This is a genomic window from Nitrospirota bacterium (assembly GCA_016214855.1).
Taxonomy (GTDB): Bacteria; Nitrospirota; Thermodesulfovibrionia; order Thermodesulfovibrionales; family UBA6898; genus UBA6898.
Genome location: JACRMT010000004.1, coordinates 833,317 through 853,922, shown reverse-complemented (window position 1 = coordinate 853,922; position 20,606 = coordinate 833,317). Strand labels below are relative to the sequence as shown.

The 20,606-nt window shown below is 50.6% G+C and carries 18 protein-coding genes; 12 read left to right on the top strand and 6 right to left on the bottom strand.

Annotated features, from left to right (window positions below; genetic code table 11):
* Positions 1–50: 50 nt before the first annotated feature.
* The 6 genes from lon (at position 51) to HZB62_06275 (ending at position 7,012) form a co-directional block, all read left to right on the top strand.
* Positions 51–2,057, top strand: a complete 2,007-nt coding sequence (gene lon, locus HZB62_06300; GenBank protein ID MBI5074762.1) for an endopeptidase La — start codon at positions 51–53, stop codon at positions 2,055–2,057.
* 88 nt (positions 2,058–2,145) lie between these two features.
* Positions 2,146–2,475, top strand: a complete 330-nt coding sequence (locus HZB62_06295; protein MBI5074761.1) for a hypothetical protein — start codon at positions 2,146–2,148, stop codon at positions 2,473–2,475.
* A gap of 222 nt (positions 2,476–2,697) precedes the next feature.
* Positions 2,698–3,774 carry an efflux RND transporter periplasmic adaptor subunit gene (locus tag HZB62_06290; protein ID MBI5074760.1) on the top strand — a complete coding sequence of 359 codons (1,077 nt, stop codon included), beginning with the start codon at positions 2,698–2,700 and terminating at the stop codon, positions 3,772–3,774.
* A 16-nt stretch (positions 3,775–3,790) separates the two neighbouring features.
* Positions 3,791–4,471, top strand: a complete 681-nt coding sequence (locus HZB62_06285; GenBank protein ID MBI5074759.1) for an ABC transporter ATP-binding protein — start codon at positions 3,791–3,793, stop codon at positions 4,469–4,471.
* Positions 4,471–5,682, top strand: a complete 1,212-nt coding sequence (locus HZB62_06280) for an ABC transporter permease (protein MBI5074758.1) — start codon at positions 4,471–4,473, stop codon at positions 5,680–5,682. Before HZB62_06285 ends, HZB62_06280 begins: the two co-directional genes overlap by 1 nt.
* Before the next feature lie 112 nt (positions 5,683–5,794).
* A complete protein-coding gene (locus HZB62_06275; GenBank protein MBI5074757.1) occupies positions 5,795–7,012 on the top strand; it encodes an ABC transporter permease in 1,218 nt (405 codons plus the stop codon).
* A 108-nt stretch (positions 7,013–7,120) separates the two neighbouring features.
* Here the strand turns inward: HZB62_06275 and HZB62_06270 are convergent, their stop codons facing one another.
* From HZB62_06270 to HZB62_06250, 5 genes are read right to left on the bottom strand one after another with little or no spacing between them, the layout of a single operon-like run.
* Positions 7,121–7,297, bottom strand: a complete 177-nt coding sequence (locus HZB62_06270; protein MBI5074756.1) for a hypothetical protein — start codon at positions 7,295–7,297, stop codon at positions 7,121–7,123.
* A gap of 23 nt (positions 7,298–7,320) precedes the next feature.
* The gene (locus tag HZB62_06265) at positions 7,321–8,187 is read right to left on the bottom strand and encodes a universal stress protein (protein MBI5074755.1); all 867 of its coding nucleotides are present in this window, start codon (positions 8,185–8,187) and stop codon (positions 7,321–7,323) included.
* Positions 8,188–8,215: 28 nt separating this feature from the next.
* The gene (locus HZB62_06260; GenBank protein MBI5074754.1) at positions 8,216–8,926 is read right to left on the bottom strand and encodes a hypothetical protein; all 711 of its coding nucleotides are present in this window, start codon (positions 8,924–8,926) and stop codon (positions 8,216–8,218) included.
* A gap of 1 nt (position 8,927) precedes the next feature.
* Positions 8,928–10,214 (bottom strand): sulfite exporter TauE/SafE family protein, encoded by a 1,287-nt coding sequence (locus HZB62_06255; protein MBI5074753.1) that lies wholly within the window; start codon positions 10,212–10,214, stop codon positions 8,928–8,930.
* A 33-nt stretch (positions 10,215–10,247) separates the two neighbouring features.
* Positions 10,248–10,727 carry a hypothetical protein gene (locus HZB62_06250; GenBank protein MBI5074752.1) on the bottom strand — a complete coding sequence of 160 codons (480 nt, stop codon included), beginning with the start codon at positions 10,725–10,727 and terminating at the stop codon, positions 10,248–10,250.
* A 284-nt stretch (positions 10,728–11,011) separates the two neighbouring features.
* Here HZB62_06250 and HZB62_06245 point away from each other — a divergent pair, with 284 nt between their 5' ends.
* Together HZB62_06245 and HZB62_06240 are read left to right on the top strand one after the other, a co-directional pair.
* The gene (locus HZB62_06245) at positions 11,012–12,457 is read left to right on the top strand and encodes a HAMP domain-containing histidine kinase (protein MBI5074751.1); all 1,446 of its coding nucleotides are present in this window, start codon (positions 11,012–11,014) and stop codon (positions 12,455–12,457) included.
* The gene (locus HZB62_06240; protein MBI5074750.1) at positions 12,408–13,820 is read left to right on the top strand and encodes a sigma-54-dependent Fis family transcriptional regulator; all 1,413 of its coding nucleotides are present in this window, start codon (positions 12,408–12,410) and stop codon (positions 13,818–13,820) included. Before HZB62_06245 ends, HZB62_06240 begins: the two co-directional genes overlap by 50 nt.
* Before the next feature lie 13 nt (positions 13,821–13,833).
* On the opposite strand, the gene HZB62_06235 is transcribed toward HZB62_06240, so the two are convergent.
* Positions 13,834–14,700 (bottom strand): universal stress protein, encoded by an 867-nt coding sequence (locus HZB62_06235; GenBank protein ID MBI5074749.1) that lies wholly within the window; start codon positions 14,698–14,700, stop codon positions 13,834–13,836.
* 263 nt (positions 14,701–14,963) lie between these two features.
* On the opposite strand from HZB62_06235, the gene HZB62_06230 reads away from it, so the two are divergent.
* The 4 genes from HZB62_06230 to HZB62_06215 all read left to right on the top strand — a co-directional run bounded on the left by HZB62_06230 (position 14,964) and on the right by HZB62_06215 (position 20,432).
* Positions 14,964–17,306 (top strand): SAM-dependent DNA methyltransferase, encoded by a 2,343-nt coding sequence (locus HZB62_06230; GenBank protein MBI5074748.1) that lies wholly within the window; start codon positions 14,964–14,966, stop codon positions 17,304–17,306.
* Positions 17,303–18,700: a restriction endonuclease subunit S gene (locus HZB62_06225; protein ID MBI5074747.1), complete on the top strand. Its 1,398-nt coding sequence runs from the start codon at positions 17,303–17,305 to the stop codon at positions 18,698–18,700. Before HZB62_06230 ends, HZB62_06225 begins: the two co-directional genes overlap by 4 nt.
* Positions 18,701–18,768: 68 nt before the next feature.
* A complete protein-coding gene (locus tag HZB62_06220) occupies positions 18,769–18,969 on the top strand; it encodes a transcriptional regulator (GenBank protein MBI5074746.1) in 201 nt (66 codons plus the stop codon).
* Entirely contained in the window at positions 18,966–20,432 is a 1,467-nt protein-coding gene (locus HZB62_06215; protein MBI5074745.1) for a putative DNA binding domain-containing protein, read from the top strand. Before HZB62_06220 ends, HZB62_06215 begins: the two co-directional genes overlap by 4 nt.
* Positions 20,433–20,606 lie beyond the last annotated feature (174 nt).

Here is a 20,606-nt window from a genome sequence, read left to right as displayed (position 1 = left end):
CTGCCAAATATTCTGTTTATAAAGCAGCTGCAATCTTATACAATAAATCCATGAAACTGTTCGGAAGAAATGATGAACCGCAGCAGGACCCTGTTCTCGACAAACTGAGGGAAAAAGTTACAAATACCGACCTGGGGAACCATGTAAAAGAGGTCATCGACAGGGAACTCGAACTGCTCTTCAGAATAGGCCCCTCGACCTCAGAATATACCATAGGCCTGACATACATCGAATACCTCCTGTCCATGCCCTGGAAGACGAGGACCGAGGATATCCTTGACCTTGAACTGGCAGAGCGGATACTTAATGAAGAGCACTACGGACTTACCCAGATCAAGGAGCGCATCCTTGAACATCTCGCAGTGAAAAAACTGAAGATGAGCAGGAGGCCGCAGATACTCGTTGTTGATGATGAGGAGATCGTCCGCAGGAACATGTCTCATGTCCTGCTCAAGGAGAATTACACGGTCCAGACGGCAAAGGACGGTTATGAGGCCCTTGCTGCGATTGAAAATACGGAGTTCGATGTTGTGCTGACCGATTTCAAGATGGAGAAGATGGACGGTCTTGAGGTGCTCGGAAAGATCAAGACCAGGTCCCCGAGTACACAGGTGATCATGATCACCGGGTACGCAACGATCCATACTGCAGTCGAGGCGATGAAAAAAGGAGCTTTTCATTATATTGCAAAGCCCTTCAAACTGGATGACGTCAGACATGTTGTGAACCAGGCCCTCGAAAAGAGGGCTGTACGGCAGGATACGCGGGGATCAGTGCTCTGTTTTTCAGGGCCGCCCGGAACCGGCAAGACATCTCTGGGCAGGTCTATTGCCCGCGCTGTCGGCAGAAAATTTGCGAAGATATCCCTTGGCGGCATAAAAGATGAGGCTGAGATACGGGGACACAGACGGACGTATGCAGGCGCCATGCCCGGCAGGATTATAGACGAGATCAGGCGGGTGGGTGTCTGCAATCCTGTCATCATTCTCGACGAGCTCGATAAGATCGGCCATGACTTCAAGGGAGATCCGGCTTCAGCCCTTCTGGAGGTCCTGGATCCTGAACAGAATGCCGGCTATCTTGACCATTACCTGGATATGCCGTTCGATCTTTCGGGAGTGATGTTCATCATCACCGCGAATGTGGCAGAGAATATCCCGGGGCCTCTCAGGGACCGTATGGAGGTGATCCACTTTTCGGGGTATACGGAAGAAGAGAAGGTCAATATTGCGGCGAACTTCCTTGTGCCGAGACAGATCAGGGAGAACGGCCTTAGGGACAGTCCTCCGCTGTTTAACGAAGCGGCACTATACAAGATTGTGCAGGAGTATACCCATGAAGCGGGAATCCGGGGGCTGAGCAGGGAGATCGCCTCTGTCTGCAGGAAGATCGCAAAGGATTTTGTTCAGCATGCTGATCATGTTGAGGCTATGACCGTCACCCCGGTGATGGTCGAAAAACTTCTGGGGCCGAGGAAGTTCTACTTTGAGGTGGCAGACGAACAGGATCGGATCGGCGTTACTACGGGGCTTGTCTGGACAGATATCGGCGGCGAGATCATTTTTGTCGAGGCAGCGAAGATGGCCGGGAAACAGGAGCTGATCCTGACCGGGTCCCTCGGCGATATCATGAAGGAGTCGGCCCGGGCGGCGTTGAGCTATATCAGGAGCAATGCAGCGCAGTTCGGCATAGAGGAACATTTTTTCGAGAACCATGATATCCATATCCATGTGCCGGCAGGCGCGATCCCGAAGGATGGGCCTTCTGCAGGCAGCACCATAGTGCTTGCGCTGCTTTCTCTGCTCACCGGCAGACCGGCGCGGAGGGATGTTGCGCTGAGCGGCGAGATCACCCTGAGCGGCAGAGTGCTTCCTGTGGGAGGGATCAGGGAAAAGCTTCTTGCAGCGCACAGGGCAGGGGTGAAGCATGTTATCCTGCCTCTCAAAAACAGGGTCGATATCGAGAACCTTCCTCCTGAAATACTCAAGGGCCTTAAGGTCAGCTACATAGACAGGATAAGCGAGGCAGTCGAACTCGTGCTCGGAAATGCTCAATAATAGCGGCAGGATTCACTCGAATCCGGCGTAACAGTAACTATTTTTTGTTCCTTCACAATTATTTCATAGTTTCGCTATAATATAACTCATGAAATTGATGAGGCTGTTCTTTTTTCTCCTTGCTTTCTCGCTTATGGTGCAGAATACCTGCCCTTATGGTTTTGCCGGAAAGACCGCTTTTGCTGCCTTTTACACTCATGACTGTCCGTATCAGAAGAACCAGCAGTCCCCTGACAGAGATCAGGACTCTGTTGGCGACAAAACGGTCAAAATGCTTTATCCGGCGTTTCTGTTTTCTGTTCCTGATGTGCAGAGGATAACGCTCTGCTTCCGGGAATATGCTGCTTACACGCCCCTGTTTTCAGACAGTTATAAAGACCCCTTCAAAAAACCCACGATAAAGCCTCCTGTAGTCTGATCCTTATCAGAGTGCCTGAAGACTTAAGACCATAATCAGCAGGGTGCAGAGGAATATTGCTGTTCAACGTTATGAAGAGAAGGCTCTTTTCGTCACACTGCAGCAATAACGAGTTCCTCGATGCAGAAGAAAAGGCCATGACAGAAGGGAGGCAGATAGAATGTCCCCTGATGCAGAACCCGGGATTGCCATAGGGAAAGAAAAGATGGAGGAAACAACTACATGAAAAAGAAGTGGATCGTTATGATCATTGTCGTGCTTGCTGCTGCAGTCTCATTCGGAGCGTACAAAATGTCTTTATTTAAAGACAGGAAAGAAGTGAGTGTTCCGACCGAGACGGTGAAAAGGCGCGATATAGCCTCCTCTGTCCAGGCAACCGGCGTTATCAGGGCAAAGATCGGAGCAGAGGTAAAGGTCGGCGCCAGAATATCCGGCAGGGTCGAAAAGCTCTATGCCAATATCGGGGATGTGGTGAAGAAGGGGCAGCTAATTGCGCGGCTTGAGCAGGAGGACCTTCAGGCAAAGGTCAATGAGACGAAGATGAACCTCAGGATCAATGAGGCAACCCTTGATCTTGCACAGAAGAACCTCCAGCGCATGCAGAGCCTCTATGCGAAGGACTATATTGCAAAAGACATCGTTGATGTGGCGGAAAAGGACTACCGGGTGACGACAGCCCAGGTGAATCAGATCAGGGAAACGATCAGGTTCTTCGAAACCCAGATGTCCTATGCGAACATATATGCTCCGATATCCGGTGTCATTGCCTCTGTGGCCACCCAGCAGGGAGAGACGATATCGGCATCAGCTCTGAATGTCCCGACATTCGTTACGATCGTTGACCTGCACCGTCTTGAGATCTATGCCTATGTCGATGAGACCGATATCGGCAAGATAAAGCCAGGACTTGAGGCCACCTTTGCCGTTGATTCATTCCCCGATAAGGACTTCAGGGGCGAGGTTACCGCCATATATCCGAAGGCGACGATCCAGGACAATGTGGTCTATTACATAACGGTCATCTCCATCGAGAACCCGGAGGGCAAGCTGAAGCCCGACATGACTGTGAATGCCACGATACTTTTGAATAAGCGCGAGAATGTGCTTGCAGTCCCCAGTAAAGCGATAAAAAGAGAAGGCGGAAAGAAGGTCGTTACGGTGCTTGAAAATAATAAACCGGTACAGAAAGCCGTCAAGACCGGATGGAAGGACGGCGCTTACACGGAAATTGTAGAAGGACTGAAGGAAGGGGATAACGTCATAACAGGGGAAATAACAAAAAAAGAAGAAGGATTTTGATAAAGGAGACTTACCCATGATAGAACTGAAAGGCATAACAAAGACATACAAAAAAAATGGTTCTCTGGAGGTCAAGGTGCTGCAGGGCATAGACCTGGAGATCAGAAAAGGTGAATTCGTTGCGATCATGGCGCCGTCCGGCATGGGCAAATCCACGCTCATGAACATTATCGGCTGTCTCGACAGGCCGAGCAACGGACAGTATTTTCTCGACGGAACGGAAGTTGTAAGCATGAACGACGACCAGCTGTCCCGCACGCGAAACAAGAAGATAGGTTTTGTCTTCCAGTCGTTCAATCTCCTGTCGAAGACGACTGCGCTCGAAAATGTCGAGCTGCCCCTGATCTATTCGGCCGAGGATGTTGACCTGAAAGCAAAGGCAAAGGCAGCGCTTGAGGCCGTGGGTCTTGGTGACAGAATTGACCACGTGCCGTCCGAACTCTCCGGAGGTCAGCAGCAGAGGGTTGCTATAGCAAGGGCACTGGTAAATGACCCTGCTCTGATTCTTGCTGATGAGCCGACCGGCAACCTTGACACGCTGTCAAGTCAGGAGGTCATGAATATTTTCAGAAAGTTGAACCGGGAGGGCCGCACCATTGTCCTTGTCACCCATGAATTAGATGTCGCAGCAGAGGCGGATCGGATCATAAAAATGAAGGACGGCAAGATCCTGAGCGACGAAAGGAGGGCTGCATAATGCTTCTTTCAAAAGTCATAACTATTTCACTGAAGGGACTTTCGAAATACAAGATGCGCACGTTCCTGATGATGCTCGGTATCATAATCGGGATCGCAACACTGACCGTTATCGTGTCCGCCAGTAAAGGCATGCAGAAGAAGGTCATGACAGGCATTCAGAGTTTCGGACCGAATGCGGTCATGGTCTCCGCCGGAGGGGGGAAGATGTTCGGACCACCTGACGACAAGGTGACCACCCTGACACTTGAGGATGCCAATGCCATAAGGGAGTCGATAAAGGGAATTAAAGCGCTGTCTTCTTTTACGACAAATCTCGAACAGAGCATTATTTATGGGAACAGGAATGCAACAGCCCCGGTGGTGGGGGTGACGCCTGAATTTGCAGACGCCTGGCAGTGGTATGCGTCGGCGGGCGATTTCATAAGTGACGAAGACAACGCCTCCATGTCCAAGAACTGTATGCTCGGTCAGACCGTTGTGAAAGAGTTATTCGGCGACCAGGACCCGGTAGGGGAAACAATAAGGGTCAATAACACGAATTTCAAGGTCATCGGCGTCCTGAGCAAGCGCGGAACAAGCCCCATGGGCATGGACATGGACAGAAGGGTAATGGTCCCTCTTGCCACGGCCATGAAGAGGCTTTTCAATGTGACCTATGTGGGGATGATCAGGATATATATTGACGATGCGTCAAGACTTGATGAGGTCTCAAGGTCGGTCGCGGCAATTTTGAAGGAGCGCCACCATATCACACCGCCCCAGGAAGACGATTTCAGGGTGACGAATACGATGTCCATGGCAACTATGGCCAAGGGAGTTTCAAAGACTCTGGGGACATTTCTCGCCCTGCTGTCGTTGATCTCTCTTGCGGTCGGCGGTATTGTTATCGCCAATATCATGTTCATTTCGGTCAATGAACGGAAAAAGGAGATAGGCATCAGGCGGGCCTTCGGTGCCACAGCGGGCGATATAAAGAAACAGTTCCTTGGTGAGGCGCTGTTCGTCACCATCGGGGGAGGCATCATCGGATCTGTTCTGGGCGTATTTGTTTCACAGGGCATGTCGGCAATGAAAAAAATGCCGGTAGTGCTGTCTTGGGAGCCTTTTGCGCTTGCCATTGTCTTCTCAACAGCTGTCGGTCTTATTGCCGGAATTCAGCCGGCAAAACGCGCCGCTGCGCTCGATCCTGTGAATGCGATAAGGGGATAGCCATTAGCGTTCAGCAATCAGTGATCAGCTTTAAAAATAGGGAGAAGAAGCAGCATCTCCCGGTTTTTTTGCTGATCGCTGAAAGCTTATAGCTGAACGCTTTACAAACAGAATGAAACTAATTAAAGGTACAAGAATAGCCTTCAAGGCTCTTTTCAGTCATAAACTGAGGACTGCCCTTGCGATGATCGGTATCGTTGTGGGGATCTGCTCTGTGATCGTAATGGTGGCGCTCGGCGACGGCGCACAGCAGCAGGTGCTCTCGAAGATACGTGCTATGGGGACAGACCTTGTCATGGTGACCGCAGGGCAGGTGAAGACGATCGCCGGACGGCAGCGGCAGACAGGCAACGTTTCCACCCTCACCATGAGAGATGCCAGGGCGATAACAGAGGAGGCACAGAACATAAAGGCGGCCGCCCCTGCACAGGGTAAAAAAATGCTTGTCAAATACGAAGCGGTAAATACGACAACGAACATTATCGGCACAACAGAGGCAGTCATCCCGGTACGGGACCTCCGCATCACCAGAGGCCGGTTCTTCACGGATGACGAAGACAGAACAGCCCAGCGCGTCGCGGTGGTCGGCGAGACTGTAGTGAAAAATCTTTTTGGGAACAGAAGTCCTGTCGGTGAGGGTATCCGCATCGGAAAGGTCTCGTTCGATGTGATCGGCGTTCTCGACAGAAAAGGCACGGATCTTGTCGGAGCCGACCAGGACGATGTCATTTACATACCGATCAATACCGCCCTCAGACGCCTTCTCAATATCACGTACATCAACAATATCTATGTACAGGCAAAGAGTTCCCGGCATATAGAAAAAGCGGCCTCGGAGATAACAGAGATTCTGAGGGAAAAGCACCGGTTGAGCGGCAAACCTGATGATTTCACGATCCAGAGCCAGACAGAAATATTGAAGAGTGAAAGAGAGACAACACAGACCTTCACAAACCTGCTGAGCACGGTTGCGGGCATATCCCTCCTGGTCGGCGGTGTCGGTATTCTTGCGATAATGCTCATATCGATAAAGGAGCGAACGCGTGAGATCGGGTTGAGACGGGCGGTTGGGGCGCTGAAAAGAGATCTTCTGCTCCAGTTTATCGCGGAATCACTGACACTGAGCCTGCTTGGAGGCATCATCGGGATACTGCTTGGCGTGGTGCTGTCCGTGAGCGCATCCTATTTCACGAGATGGTCTTTGAGTCTTTCCCTTCCGGCGATCATGGCGGCCTTCCTGTTTTCGGCCGTGATCGGCCTGATATTCGGTGTGTACCCGGCTGTAAAGGCTGCGAGTCTTGACCCGATAGAGGCATTGAGAGCGGAATGAGATAATCATCCGCTATATATGACGGTGTGCCTTGCCTGTCTTATCCCGGCAACGCACGCCGTCATCTGAAAATGTCAGCTGTTTGTCTGTGGTATGCAGCTGTTCTGATTATCTCCCCGGGGTTTCTGCCCGATACTCTTTCCTCGGCCTTTTTGCTATTGTCGGCCGGTCAATGTCCTTGCGGTCGGCTTCTCTTAAGAATTCCCGTGCAGTTTCGTGCTCACCGGATTCAGCGAAGGTGATTGCCAGCATGATCTTTTCGAATTTTTCACTCAGGCCTTTCATGGTATCCTCCTGGTAAGAAGTTGTTAGGGTTCGTACATCTTGACCACAAGCACCGGACAGGGTGCATGGCCGATCACTTTTTCGGTAACACTGCCCATAAAGAGCCGTTTGACGCCGGTCCTTCCGTGGCTTCCCATAATGATCATGTCCGCGTTCTGTTTCTTTGCCAGGGCGGTGATGACCTTGTAGGACTCGCCTTCCCTGACAAAGGTGTCGGCCTGCAGACCCCGTTCTCTTGCCCTTTCGGCGACATCTTCAACATGCTGCCTGGCCTGGTTCACGAGACTTTCAACGGCATCAGGAGCCTGCGCCTGGAATTCATCCGTAACGTCCACAATGGAGATGATCTTCAACTGCGCACCGTAGACCTTTGCAAGCCCGATAGCCTTTCCGGTTGAGCCTTCGCTGAACCGGGAACCATCGGTAGGCACCAGCAGGGTGTTCCATGTCACGTTCGTGTCCCGGGGGACAACAAGGACATCACAAGTACTGTGTCCGATGATCCGTCCGGTAACAGTGCCTATGAGCGATTTGTCGGTGCGGGTCATGCCCCTGCGGCCTGTTACGACAAGATCGAAGAAGTTCTCCTCGGCAATGTCGAGGATAGAGTCAACAGGACTGCCCTCTTCAAGCCTGAACTTGACGTATACATCCTCTTCCTTTGCGATGCTCTGAATATCAGCAAGGATCCTGTCACCGTCATCCCTGAGAGCCTTGCTCACTTTTTCTTTGATGCTCAGGGTCTGGAACTGGTCCTGATAGGGCGGAATGACCGTGATAGCCGTTATCCAGCTCTTGTCGTGCTTTACGATCCTGCAGGCCTGCCTGAACGCATTCCTGCTTGATTCAGAGCCGTCGACTGCGACAAGTATCTTTCTGTAACGTTCCATGGTCATTCGCGCCCCTCAGAAAGTCGGCCTAAGCCTCCTTCTTGACCTTTGCTTTTTTCATGCTGAGACCGAATGCATCGAACAGATAGAAGATCGAATATCCCCACCACATGGTGTATGCGACATAGAAGATAAGAAGGCCGGAAAGCATGCCTGCGTGGTCAGCGACTTTTTCGCCTTCGATCTTATAGAAGTTATATGCAGGCTCGACCGCCTTCTTGTTGACCTCTGAGACTACCTTTGCTTCCTCGATCTGCTTTTCTTTTTTCATATTCTTCTCGATCTTGCCGAGCGCCATCCACCAGCTCTTCATGGCCTTCTTCTCGTCCATGCCGTACTTGTCGGCAACGACCTTGCCGTCATTCTTGAACATGGCGTCTGCATCGGCAACCGTGCTCTTGAGTATTGCAGCCAGGTCGCCTTCCAGCGAAACCTTCGTTTCCTGTGCTTCTGTCTTTGCGCCGGCAGTAGAGAAGAGTTTTGCCGCGGTCTGGGCGTCATCCGCTTTATCGAATGTTATGACCTGCGAAAGCTGTTTGCCGATGACCTTTTCAACAGATTTTGACACCTTTGGTATGAAATAGGATGATCCCTTGGAGAGTCTGTTGAAACTGTCATCAGCGAACTGAAGACCGTTCTTGCCGTTGAACACCGGCGAAAAGATCAGCAGCAGTACGCCCAGGAATGTCGTTGCGAGAAAAGATCCTATACTGAACATCTTCTTGTTGCGTATTAACATGTTATGCCTCCTCCTTGACCAGAACTGGTACGACGCTTTCGTCCTCACCGCGCAGCTTGCCGATATTGGCCACAAACATACCGATTACCCAGATTGCGAAGAAGCTGACAACTACCCAGAACACTACATTGCCGACCGATTCGATCATGTTTACGACCGGCTTGGACATGTTCACGTATTCCAGTTCAACCAGTTTTTTCGGAAGCGTTGCTGCCCTGTTGATGAAGCCGGCGAGTATGGATACTGCATAGAAGCCTCTGATGTGGATGCCTTTTACGACCTTTGTGGTGAGCGCGCCGACCTGTATGCCGATAAGCGAACCGAGGAGCATACCCATGGCCAATGTGTAGAATACGTATCCGTAGATGGCATACTGAGGCATCGCAGCAAGTCCTGCGGTGAAGATGATCTGAAGGATGTCGGTGCCGACCGTTGTCATGGAAGAGACGCCGAATGCATAGACGAACATGGGGAAGGTGATAAAGCCGCCGCCAACGCCCATGATCGCTGCCATAAGTCCGACGACAATGCCGCCCAATGCTACGATAACGCCTGATATCTTCCTGCCGCCCGGAACAAAGTCTTCGTCAAAGGTGATCATCGGGGCGATCTTCACCTTCTGGACGGCTACGGCAAGTCCGGTCATGCCGGTTGAACTGCTGCCATGGGCATCGCCCGTGTCATTCGATTTCCGGGCTTTAAGGAAGTCGATAAGGGCATAAAAGCCGAGAAATCCCAGAAGCACGGCATAGACCAGGCTGATGAACAGTTCGCTCAACAGAGGATCATAGTCATACAGCGACTTGTTGATGTACCCGCCGATGAACGTGCCTGCGCCTGAGCCGACCAGGAACGCCATGGCCAGTTTGACCGAGACATTGCCCAGTTTCTTGTGCACAGCAGTTCCCATGATCGCCTTGGCGAAGATGTGGAAGAGGTCGGTGCCGACCGCCAGGATGCCTTTTACTCCTGCTGCCATGAGCGCCGGTGTGATCACAAAGCCTCCCCCTGCACCGATACAGCCGGTGATCAGTCCTGCGCAAAGACCTATTGCGATGGATATGAGGAATATGTTGGTTGAGTAGAATGCCGGTGCATAGGCGGTCTTGCTGCCGATCATATCTCCTGCCTCAAGGAACGATACGGCACAGATCGGGAGCAGTAATGCCAAAAGGATCAGAAGCTTCTTCCTGCTTTTAAGAATGCTCATGGACACCTCAAAGTCCCATTGTGCGTGGGCCTGTGAGCCCATTTTGAGAAATTCGTAAACTCTTCTTGCTACGTTCATGCTGCGTCCTCCTTTGTATTGAATGGTTTTTTATTAAGCAACTGAAGGCATATCGCCTTTTGATACCAGAACCAGGGGGCACTTCAATTTTTTCCATGCTTCTGAAAGTGACTTCTCTCCGCTCTTGCACTCAATGTCGAGCTCTGGTGTTGTTCCGACCACCACAAAAAGTATCGCCTTGTTCTTTGTGGTGTGATCCAGGATCGCCTGCTTCATGCAGCCGTCCTTTTTTATGACAGAGCAGGTAATGCCTTCGCGGGATGCCTTTGCCGTGAATTCCTGAATTTCATCCTTATGCAGCTCTGTTTTGGTGAGATAGAGGATAGCGAGGCCTGCCGCAGTCCTCTTGCATATGTTCAGTGCATAGGAGAATACGCTCGTATCGAAGTAAACGTCAGAAACCGCAAGCAGGACACTGTCCCTGCCCCGCATCAGCCTCAGCGCCTCTTCGTGTTCTCCTGCCTGCGCGAATGTTGCCGCTGACATCAGGTCGTCGAATCGTTCGTTGTTCATGCTGCTGTCCTCCGGTCTTTCAACATCTCGGTCATTCTCCGCTTTCTTGGAATGTCTGTTTCAAGGAAACGTCCTTGCCTTCTATTTCACGATCCGTGCCAACCCTCCCGGGCATGAGCAAGTGCTTGAATTTGCAGGATACCAGCATGCGAAGCAGCACCGCAGCCGAGAAATACATGAGTTGCTTATTGCAACACGTGAGAAGTTATTTTATAAATTAGTATGCGATATCAATGGGTTTGAAGGTCTGTTGCAGAAACAGTAAGCACATTGCAAAATGCAATATGATAGTGCTACAATCGCCTATGTTCAGCGGGCGGTCCAGTATCCAGAACAAGGTGCGGTATGGATATTATATTTGTATCGCCATGATCATCTTCATTGCGTTCCTGAATTACTTTAATCTTCGTGCCATCGACAAGAAACTCACCTTCAGTTTCATTATCTCCGATATCTTTGAGGCGACCCTTGAGATGCGGCGCTTTGAAAAGAACTATTTTCTTTACCGGGAACAACGTGAGTATGAGGAGAACTTTCACTACACGGAGAAGGTAGAGAGACTGTTTCATACGAACAGTGATGCGATCAAGAACCTTTCCCCTTCCACGGATGTCGGCGCCATCGAGGGACATATCCGGACATATAAGGGGCTGCTCAGCCGATACCATAAGGAGAAGTTTTTGCAGGGTGACGGCTCAACAGAAGGGCTGGAAAATTCAATAAGGGAGACGGGGAAGAAAATTGTAGAGGCAACCGAGGGCATAGCGATCGCTGAACGCAGCTATATCCTTGAGATGATCTCCTTCTCAAAGAAGGTTATTTTAGTATCCGTGATCCTGGTGATCGCGGCAGGTGTGCTCATAGGCCAGTATTTTTCCAAAATGGTGGTGAGGCCTCTTAAGGACCTGGAAGATAACATGCAGCGCATTGCTGAGGGGAAGTTCGAGAAACTTCAGATCCAGTCGCCTGATACGGAGATCGTTTCCCTGAGCAGCGCCTGCAGCAGAATGATCCATGAGATCGAACTGCGGCAGAAGAAGTTCATGATGCAGTCTGAAAGGCTGGTCTCGCTCGGGACGATGATATCGGGAGTTGCCCATGAGCTTAATAATCCTCTTTCCAATATCTACAGCTCCTGTCAGATCCTTCAGGAGGAGATCGCTGAAGGAGACCTGGACTATAAGAAGCTCCTTCTCCAGCAGATCCACGACGAGATCGAGCGTGCCAGGACCATGTCAAAGTCTCTCCTTGATTTTTCCAGAAAGACCGAGTTTGAGCGGAAGCCCTATGCCCTTAAATACATCGTGGACGAGGCCATCAGGTTGATACATGGCGAACTGCCCGCAAAGGTCACGGTCACTGCCAGCATTCCGGAGCGTATCTGGGTCTTTGTCAACAAACAGCGCATTGAGCAGGTGATCCTTAATCTTGTCAAAAATGCTGTCGATGCCATTGCGGAAGAGGGCTCAGTGACGATCTCGGCGCGGGAGTTCAGGGATGAGGGGGTCGTGAGGATCGGGATCTGCGATACGGGTACCGGTATAGACCAGGACAAGCTTGCAACCATATTCGATCCTTTTTATACGACGAAGGAAGATGGGAAGGGTTCCGGGCTGGGTCTCTTCATTACGCGTCAGATCATTGAGGACCATGAGGGAAAGATAGAGGTCGAGAGCGACCATGGTGAAGGTACTACCTTTACGATCACACTGCCTTTCAGGGAGATATAGCGTGAGCAATAGAAACAGGATATTGATCGTTGATGATGAACAGATCGCGCTGCGCAATCTGGAGCATATTATGAAAAAAGAAGGGTATGAGGTCACCTCCACGCAGAGCGGTCAGAATGCTCTTAAGCTTCTTGAGGAGCAGCAGTTCGATCTTGTGCTTACAGACCTTAAGATGGAAAAAGTTGACGGCAACCAGATTCTCAAGCGCTGCAAGGAGCTTTCTCCTGATACGGAAGTGATCATGATCACGGGATATGCGAGCCTTCAGTCTGCTATCCAGGTGATGAAGAAGGGGGCTTATGACTACGTGACCAAGCCCTTTAAGCTTGACGAGGTTCGCAAGGTGGTTAAAGAAGCCCTTGAGAAGGTAGCGCTCAAGAAGGAGAACCATCAGCTCAGGGAGCAGATCGAGAAGTTTGCAGGCAAGGTGAAGTTCATCACCCAGAATCCTAATATGCAGAGGCTGCTGGACACAGCCCGTCAGATTGCGCCGACCGATTGCAGCGTGATCATTACGGGCGAGAGCGGCACCGGCAAGGAACTGTTAGCCAGGTATATGCATTTTATGAGTCAGAGGGCTGACGGCCCGTTTATTGCCGTCAACTGTGGGGCCTTTACAGAGGAACTGTTGACCAATGAGCTCTTCGGACATGAGAAAGGGGCATTTACCGGCGCAATGAGCCTGAAAAAAGGTCTTATAGAGATGGCGAAAGGCGGAACCCTGTTCCTTGACGAGATCACGGAGATGCCTCCCTCTATGCAGGTCAAGCTTCTGCGGGTGATCCAGGAACGGGAAGTGCTCAGGCTCGGCAGCACGGAACCGATCAAGATCGATGTAAGATTCCTGGCAGCCACGAACCGTGATCTTCACGAGATGATCAAGGAGGGTCAGTTCCGGCAAGACCTCTATTTCAGACTCAATGTTGTTTCATTCAGGATACCGCCTCTTTCAGAGAGGAAGGACGATATACCGCTGCTCAGCTACTATTTCCTGAATAAGCACAGCGTGATGCAGAAAAAGGCTGTTTCGGAAATCTCTCAGGAAGTGATAGCTCTCCTTATGAATTATGATTTCCCGGGTAATGTGAGAGAACTCGAGAACATCATTGAGCGGGGCATTGCACTCAGCCACGACGGTGTGGTTGAGACCGCGCATCTTCCCGAGGACCTTAAAGAACTGAGCATCAGGACCTTCAGAAAGAAAGAAGGCAAGTATCCGTCTCTTGACGACCAGGAGATGACCTATATCAAGTGGGTGCTGCATGAGGTGGGCGGCAACAAGACCATTGCTGCACAGATCCTCGGCATTGACAGGGTCTCGCTCTGGAGAAAACTTAAGAAATACGGGCTGGAAGAGGAGTAACTGCAGGAACTCTTCAGCCCTTGACCACCAGTGTTGCGCAGTCTGCGGTGCCGATCACCCGTTCGGCCACGCTGCCCAGAAGCAGCCGGTCAATGCCTGTCCTGCCGTGGCTCCCGACAACAATGAGGTCGGCCTTCTTCTCCTGGGCAGTATGGATGATCACATCTGCCGGGCTGCCCGCATAGGTAAGGGCAGAGATCTTTACCTGTTCTTTTTCTGCAAGCTCCCTCACGAACGTAATGCTCTTATCTGCTGCTGCCATCTCCACGCCTGCGATCAGGTCTTTCTGCATCTGCGAGCTGACGACATCAAGCGGCGCCAAAGATTCGGCATGCACCGCAGTCACGACAATAAGTTCCGCGCGGCAGTTCTTTGCCATGCCAACAGCCTCTGTTGCTGCTGCCTCACTGAATTTTGAGCCGTCTGTGGCGACAAGGATATTTTTGCAGGTGAGGACGGCGTTGCGCGGGATCACCAGCACATTGCAGTGCGCATGGCCGATGGTCCTCTTTGCCACACTGCCGACGAGCAGCCGCTTCAGGCCGGTCTTACCGCGCCTTCCCATGATGATCATGTCGGCCTTGAGCTTCGCTGCCTCTTCTGCGATTGCAAGATAGGCGTTCTCGCTTCTTACGACAAAGGCATTGGAGACAAGACCTTCCTTTTCAGCAAGAGCTTTCACTGCACGAACATGGCCTGCAGCCTGTTCCTCCATCTTTTCGAGAAGATCAGGCGCAAGCGCGTCGAATTCCGCATTGAAATCTATGACCGAAAGAGCGGTGACCCGCGCATTGTTCTTCTTTGCAAGGCCGATGCCTTCGCGGACAGCCCCCTCACTATATTCAGAACCGTCTGTGCAGATGACAATATGGGAAATCATTGAATGCCCTCCTTTGTGTTAGGGAGATTATAGCAAAAAGAAAGCCTTAATGGACGGCAAGGCATTGTTAAGAAGATATTCAGTTAGGCACAATAGGTATTATTTTTAGATGCCGGGGCCAGAATCGATCAAGAGCTCCTTTATCATTAGTATTGTTGCCACCTACGGCTGATTATTTAATGAGAATTGATCAATTCTTTTATTCTAAAGAACTGGTCAATATGCTATCATCCAAAGTAAAATTAAAGGAAATCTCAACTGACATGGACCAGGCCGCACATAACAAGATCGTTTCCTTCATATGGGGCATTGCTGACGATGTCCTCCGCGACCTGTTCAAGCGTGGCAAATACCCCGACGTTATTTTACCGATGTGTGTCCTTCGCAGGCTCGATGCAGTGCTGGAGCCAACGAAAAAAGCTGTGCTCGAAACAAAGGAGATGCTCGACAAGGCTGGTATCACCGAGCAACGCGCCGCACTTTGTCAGGCTGCCGGTCAGGCTTTCTACAATACCTCGAAGTTTACACTTCGCGATCTGCAATCCCGTGGCAGCCAGCAGCAGCTCAAGGCCGACTTTGAAGCCTATCTCGACGGCTTCTCTCCCAACGTTCAGGACATCCTTGAAAACTTCAAATTCCGCAACCAGATCTCCACGCTCTCGAAGTCCGATTCCCTCGGCACGCTGATCGAAAAGTTTCTCGATCCGGATATTAATCTCAGTCCTAATCCTGTGCTGAATAACGACGGCTCGGTAAAGCAGCCAGTCATGGACAACCATTCCATGGGTACTGTTTTCGAGGAACTCGTCCGCAAATTTAACGAGGAGAACAACGAAGAAGCTGGTGAACACTGGACACCACGCGACGCGGTCAAATTGATGGCAAACCTTATCTTTCTGCCCATTGCCGACAAGATACAGTCCGGATCATACCTGTTCTACGATGGAGTGTGCGGAACTGGCGGCATGCTGACCGAGGGAGAGGAAACTTTTCAAAGCCTTGCAGTCAAACACGGCAAGCAAGTTATTACGCATCTCTATGGGCAGGAGATCAATCCTGAGACCTATGCAATATGCAAGGCTGACATGCTGCTTAAAGGTGAAGGCGAGAACGCTGACCACATTATCGGCGGCGCCGAATGGTCTACACTTTCGCACGATGCCTTTCCTGCACAGGAGTTCGACTTTATGCTCTCCAACCCGCCTTACGGCAAGAGCTGGAAAAAAGACCTCGAAGCTATGGGCGGTAAAGACGGCATGCGCGATCCGCGCTTCAAGATCACCCACGCTGACGAGCCCGACTACTCCCTCGTGACCCGCTCCAGTGACGGCCAGATGCTCTTTCTCGCAAATATGGTCAGTAAGATGAATCACCGGACCCTGCTTGGCAGTCGCATAGCAGAAGTTCACAACGGTTCCTCTCTTTTTACCGGTGACGCAGGGCAGGGTGAAAGTAACATCCGCAGATGGATCATCGAAAACGATTGGCTTGAGGCAATTGTCGCCCTGCCTCTGAACCTTTTCTACAATACCGGCATCGCAACATATATATGGGTGCTCACGAACCGGAAGCCTGAACATCGTAAAGGCAAGGTGCAGCTTATAGATGCTACTCAGTGGTTTAAGCCTTTGAGAAAGAATCTCGGTAAGAAGAACTGCGAGCTTTCAGAGGAAGACATAAAACGCATCTGCGATACCTATCTTACCTTTGAGGAAACAGAGCAGTCGAAGCTATTCCCCAACGAGCACTTCGGCTATTGGAAAGTTGTTGTGGAGCGTCCGTTGCGCCTGCACAGCCAGCTTACAGTTAAAGCCATCGAATCGCTGCGTTTTGCTTCCGGGGACGAAGAGATCCGCTCTCAGCTTTATGACGAGTTCGGCGATGCACTGTTTGAGGACTTTGCCAGAGTAGAGGAAGCCTTGTCGAAACGGCTGGCGGACTGGGGCGCGGGCGATGAAGAGGACGATGCTGAAGATGGCGCGACTATGACGAAGGGAATTCCGGAAAAGAAAAAGAAGAGACTCATCGATGCAAAGACATGGGAGCGTGATGCCCGGCTGGTGCAGATTGCTACAGACCTGAGGCAGGAGCTTGGCGGTGATCTTTTCGAAGATCATAATGTTTTTCGCAAGGTTGTTGAAACGGCGCTTAAGAATCGTGGGCAAAAAGTCTCTGCAAGTGATTTGAAGATTATCCTCCGTGCCGTAAGTTGGAGAGTTGAAGCTGCACCTCCGGTCATTACCAAGGTGCACAAACCCGGCAAAATTAAAGCCAATCCCTTACACGGCCGATATGAGTCAAAATCAGACGGCAAGAAATGTATTGTCGAATACGAGCCTGACAGCGACCTGCGCGACACTGAGCAGATACCGCTCATTGAGCCTGGCGGCATCGAAGCATTCATTCGCCGCGAAGTGTTGCCATACACGCCCGATGCATGGATAAAGGAAGACGCCACAAAGATCGGTTATGAAATCAGCTTTGCCCGCCACTTTTACAAGCCCCAGCCTTTAAGAACGCTGGATGAAATCCGAGCCGATATTCTCGCCGTGGAACAAGAAGCCGAAGGACTGCTTGATGAACTTCTAAAGGGAGCGACGAAATGATCGCCAATCTCAAACCCTATGCTGAATATAGGGCGTCGGGCACGGATTGGCTGGGTCAGGTGCCGAAGCATTGGGTAGTGAGACGAATGAAATATCTCCTTCGCGAGAAGGATTTGCGATCAACCGGCGGTAAAGAACAATTGCTCCGAGTTTCTCAATATACGGGTGTTACCAAGCGTCTCAGTGTTAACGGAATAGACGAACCAGATACGCGAGCAGAATCCCTTGTCGGCTACAAAGTTGTGCAGCCAGACGAATTGGTCATCAACATAATGCTGGCATGGAACGGAAGCCTCGGTATATCACGCTATGTGGGCATTGCAAGTCCTGCGTACTGCGTCTATCGCTTTGGGCAGGAGGCTCACCCGTGGTATTTCCATCATCTTCTAAGATCGCCGATCTATAAGGGTCGCATCAAGGCTGTTTCAACCGGTGTGGTTGAGAGCCGTCTTCGTCTCTACTCCGACGATCTTTACCGGCTTGAATCACTTCTGCCACCCCTCGACGAGCAAGTCACAATCGTGCGGTTTCTCAACCACGCAAATCGTCGGCTTGATCGTACCATTAGAGCGAAACGGAAGGTGATCGCGCTGCTGAATGAGCAGAAGCAGGCCATTATCCACCGCGCCGTCACCCGTGGCCTTGATCTAACCGTCCCACTTAAACCCTCTGGCATTCCCTGGCTTGGGGATATACCTGAGCATTGGGAATCAAGGCGAGTAAAGCAAACATCAAGGATTCTTCGCGGTAAGTTCTCTCACCGACCTCGTAATGACCAGTCGCTTTATGACGGTATTTATCCATTTATTCAAACAGGAGCGGTGGCGCAAGCAAAGAAGTTTATTGCCAGCTACACTCAGACACTTAACGAAAAAGGCTTGGCCGTGAGCAAACTCTTTCCAAAAGGCACGCTGGTAATGACGATAGCAGCTAATATCGGAAACGTGGCGGTTTTGACTTTTGATGCGTGTTTTCCAGACTCCATTGTCGGATTTGTGCCCTTTAAGGAAATCAACCAGGATTATCTCTATTCGGTTTTCCTCTGTATGAAACCAGACCTGCTTAGGGAGGCACCTGTGAACACCCAAGGCAACTTGAATGTGGAACGTATCGGTGCAATGGGAATTCCTCTGCCGCCAATTGATGAACAATGCGTTATCGTCCGTTATATTGAAGAGACAACAGTTCCTCTCACCGCCGCCATCTCCCGTACCGAGCGAGAAATCGCCCGCCTCCGCGAGTACCGCACCCGGCTGATCGCCGATGTTGTGACGGGCAAACTGGATGTGCGTGAAGCGGCGAAGAAGCTGCCAGCGGAAGTTGAGCAAGAGACTCTCCCCGAAGGATTTGATGAGGTTGAAGGCGCCGATGAAATGGAGGAGATAGTCGAGTGAGCGTAATATCGTGATACTGCTTTGTTGCAGAAGTGTTAAAATTAAACGGGAATTGATAAACGAAAATGATGAAACTTAAAATTATAAAAGCTGAGGCTGATTATAAGGCAGCGCTGACTCGTATTGAAGAGATTTTCGATGCCGTTCCCAATACACCGGAAGGCACCGAGCTTGAGCTGCTCGCTACTTTGGTGGAAGGTTACGAGGCCTGGGCATTTCCAATTGACTTGCCGGAGATAGATGCAGGAACTGAGAACGCAAAGACATGACTACAGACCGCACGCCTGAGTATCTGATCAGCCTTGTTCATGAACTGTGCAAGCTTCCCAGAGAAACAGAATGGGTGGAGTTCAAGCGGAATGACGCTGAACCAGAGGATATCGGCGAGTATCAATCGGCACTGGCTAATTCCGCTGCGTTATGCGGGAAAGCTTTTGCTTATCTCGTTTGGGGCATTGAAGACAGTTCTCATGACATTGTCGGCACAACCTTTTCTCCCTCCGCAGCGAAGATCGGCAATGAAGAACTTGAGAACTGGTTGTTAAGGCTGTTGTCGCCGAAGATCCACTTTCGCTTTTTCGAGTTTGAAGTTAATGGGGCTTCAATTGTATTGCTTGAAGTCGGGCGAGCCTTCAGACATCCCGTCCAATTTAAGGGCCAGGAGTTTATTCGGGTCGGCTCTTATAAGAAGAGGCTGAAAGAGTTTGCAGAAAAAGAGCGTGCATTGTGGCGCATCTTCGACCAAACACCCTTTGAAAAACTTGTGGCTACTGAGGAACTTCCAACCGAGGAAGTGCTTAAGTTGCTGGACTATTCCATATACTTTGATCTCTTGAAAATCCCGCTTCCTGAAGCGCGCGCTGGCATCCTCCAGGCACTGGCTGCTGACGAGCTGATTGTCCGAACAGACAGTGGCAAGTGGAACATTACGAATCTGGGAGCCATTCTTCTGGCAAAAAAACTGGGGGATTTCCATTCCCTCAAGCGCAAGGCTGTGAGGGTCATTGTTTATAAGGGCAACAGCCGTGTAGAGACTATTCGCGAACAGGAAGGCACAAAAGGATATGCAACTGGCTTTGAGAGGCTAATCGGGTTCATCAACGGTCTGATACCGACCAATGAGGTCATCGAACAGGCCCTCCGGAAAACTGTGCCCATGTATCCCGAGCTTGCCGTAAGAGAATTGGTTGTGAATGCTTTAATTCATCAAGATTTTTTCATCACCGGAAGTGGACCGATGGTGGAGATTTTCGGTGACAGAATGGAGATATCCAATCCAGGCAAACCACTTGTTGAAACTGAAAGATTTCTCGACACGCCGCCGCGCTCCCGTAATGAGGCTCTCGCTTCCTTCATGCGGCGCATCGGTGTTTGCGAAGAACGTGGAAGTGGAGTTGATAAAGTGGTATTTCAGACAGAGTATTACCAGCTTCCAGCACCTGCTTTCGAGGTGGTTGACGATAATACTAAAGCAGTGCTATTTGCTCATAGGCCCTTGGCAAAAATGGACAAGGCGGACCGCGTCCGTGCTTGTTATCTTCATGCTTGCCTTCGGTATGTAAATAGGGATTACATGACCAACACGTCGGTTCGGGGTCGTTTCGGCATTGAGCCCTCGAATAAAGCCATGGCCTCACGATATATTAGAGAGGCCTTGGAGGCAAATGCAATAAGACCCTATGACGAAGATGCCGCACCAAAGTTGAGGAAATATGTTCCTTACTGGGTGTAGAAATTTAGTTGACAGGTAGTAGACTGGATAGTCATTACTGTGGGATGGGAAGCAGGAAAATGCTGTAAATTCAATGTGTTAAGTATATGGTTTTTAGTTGACGGGTAGTTGACTGGAGAGGCCTAATCAGGCGGACGCTGAGGCGTAAGTCTTCGTTATTAAAGTAATAATTTA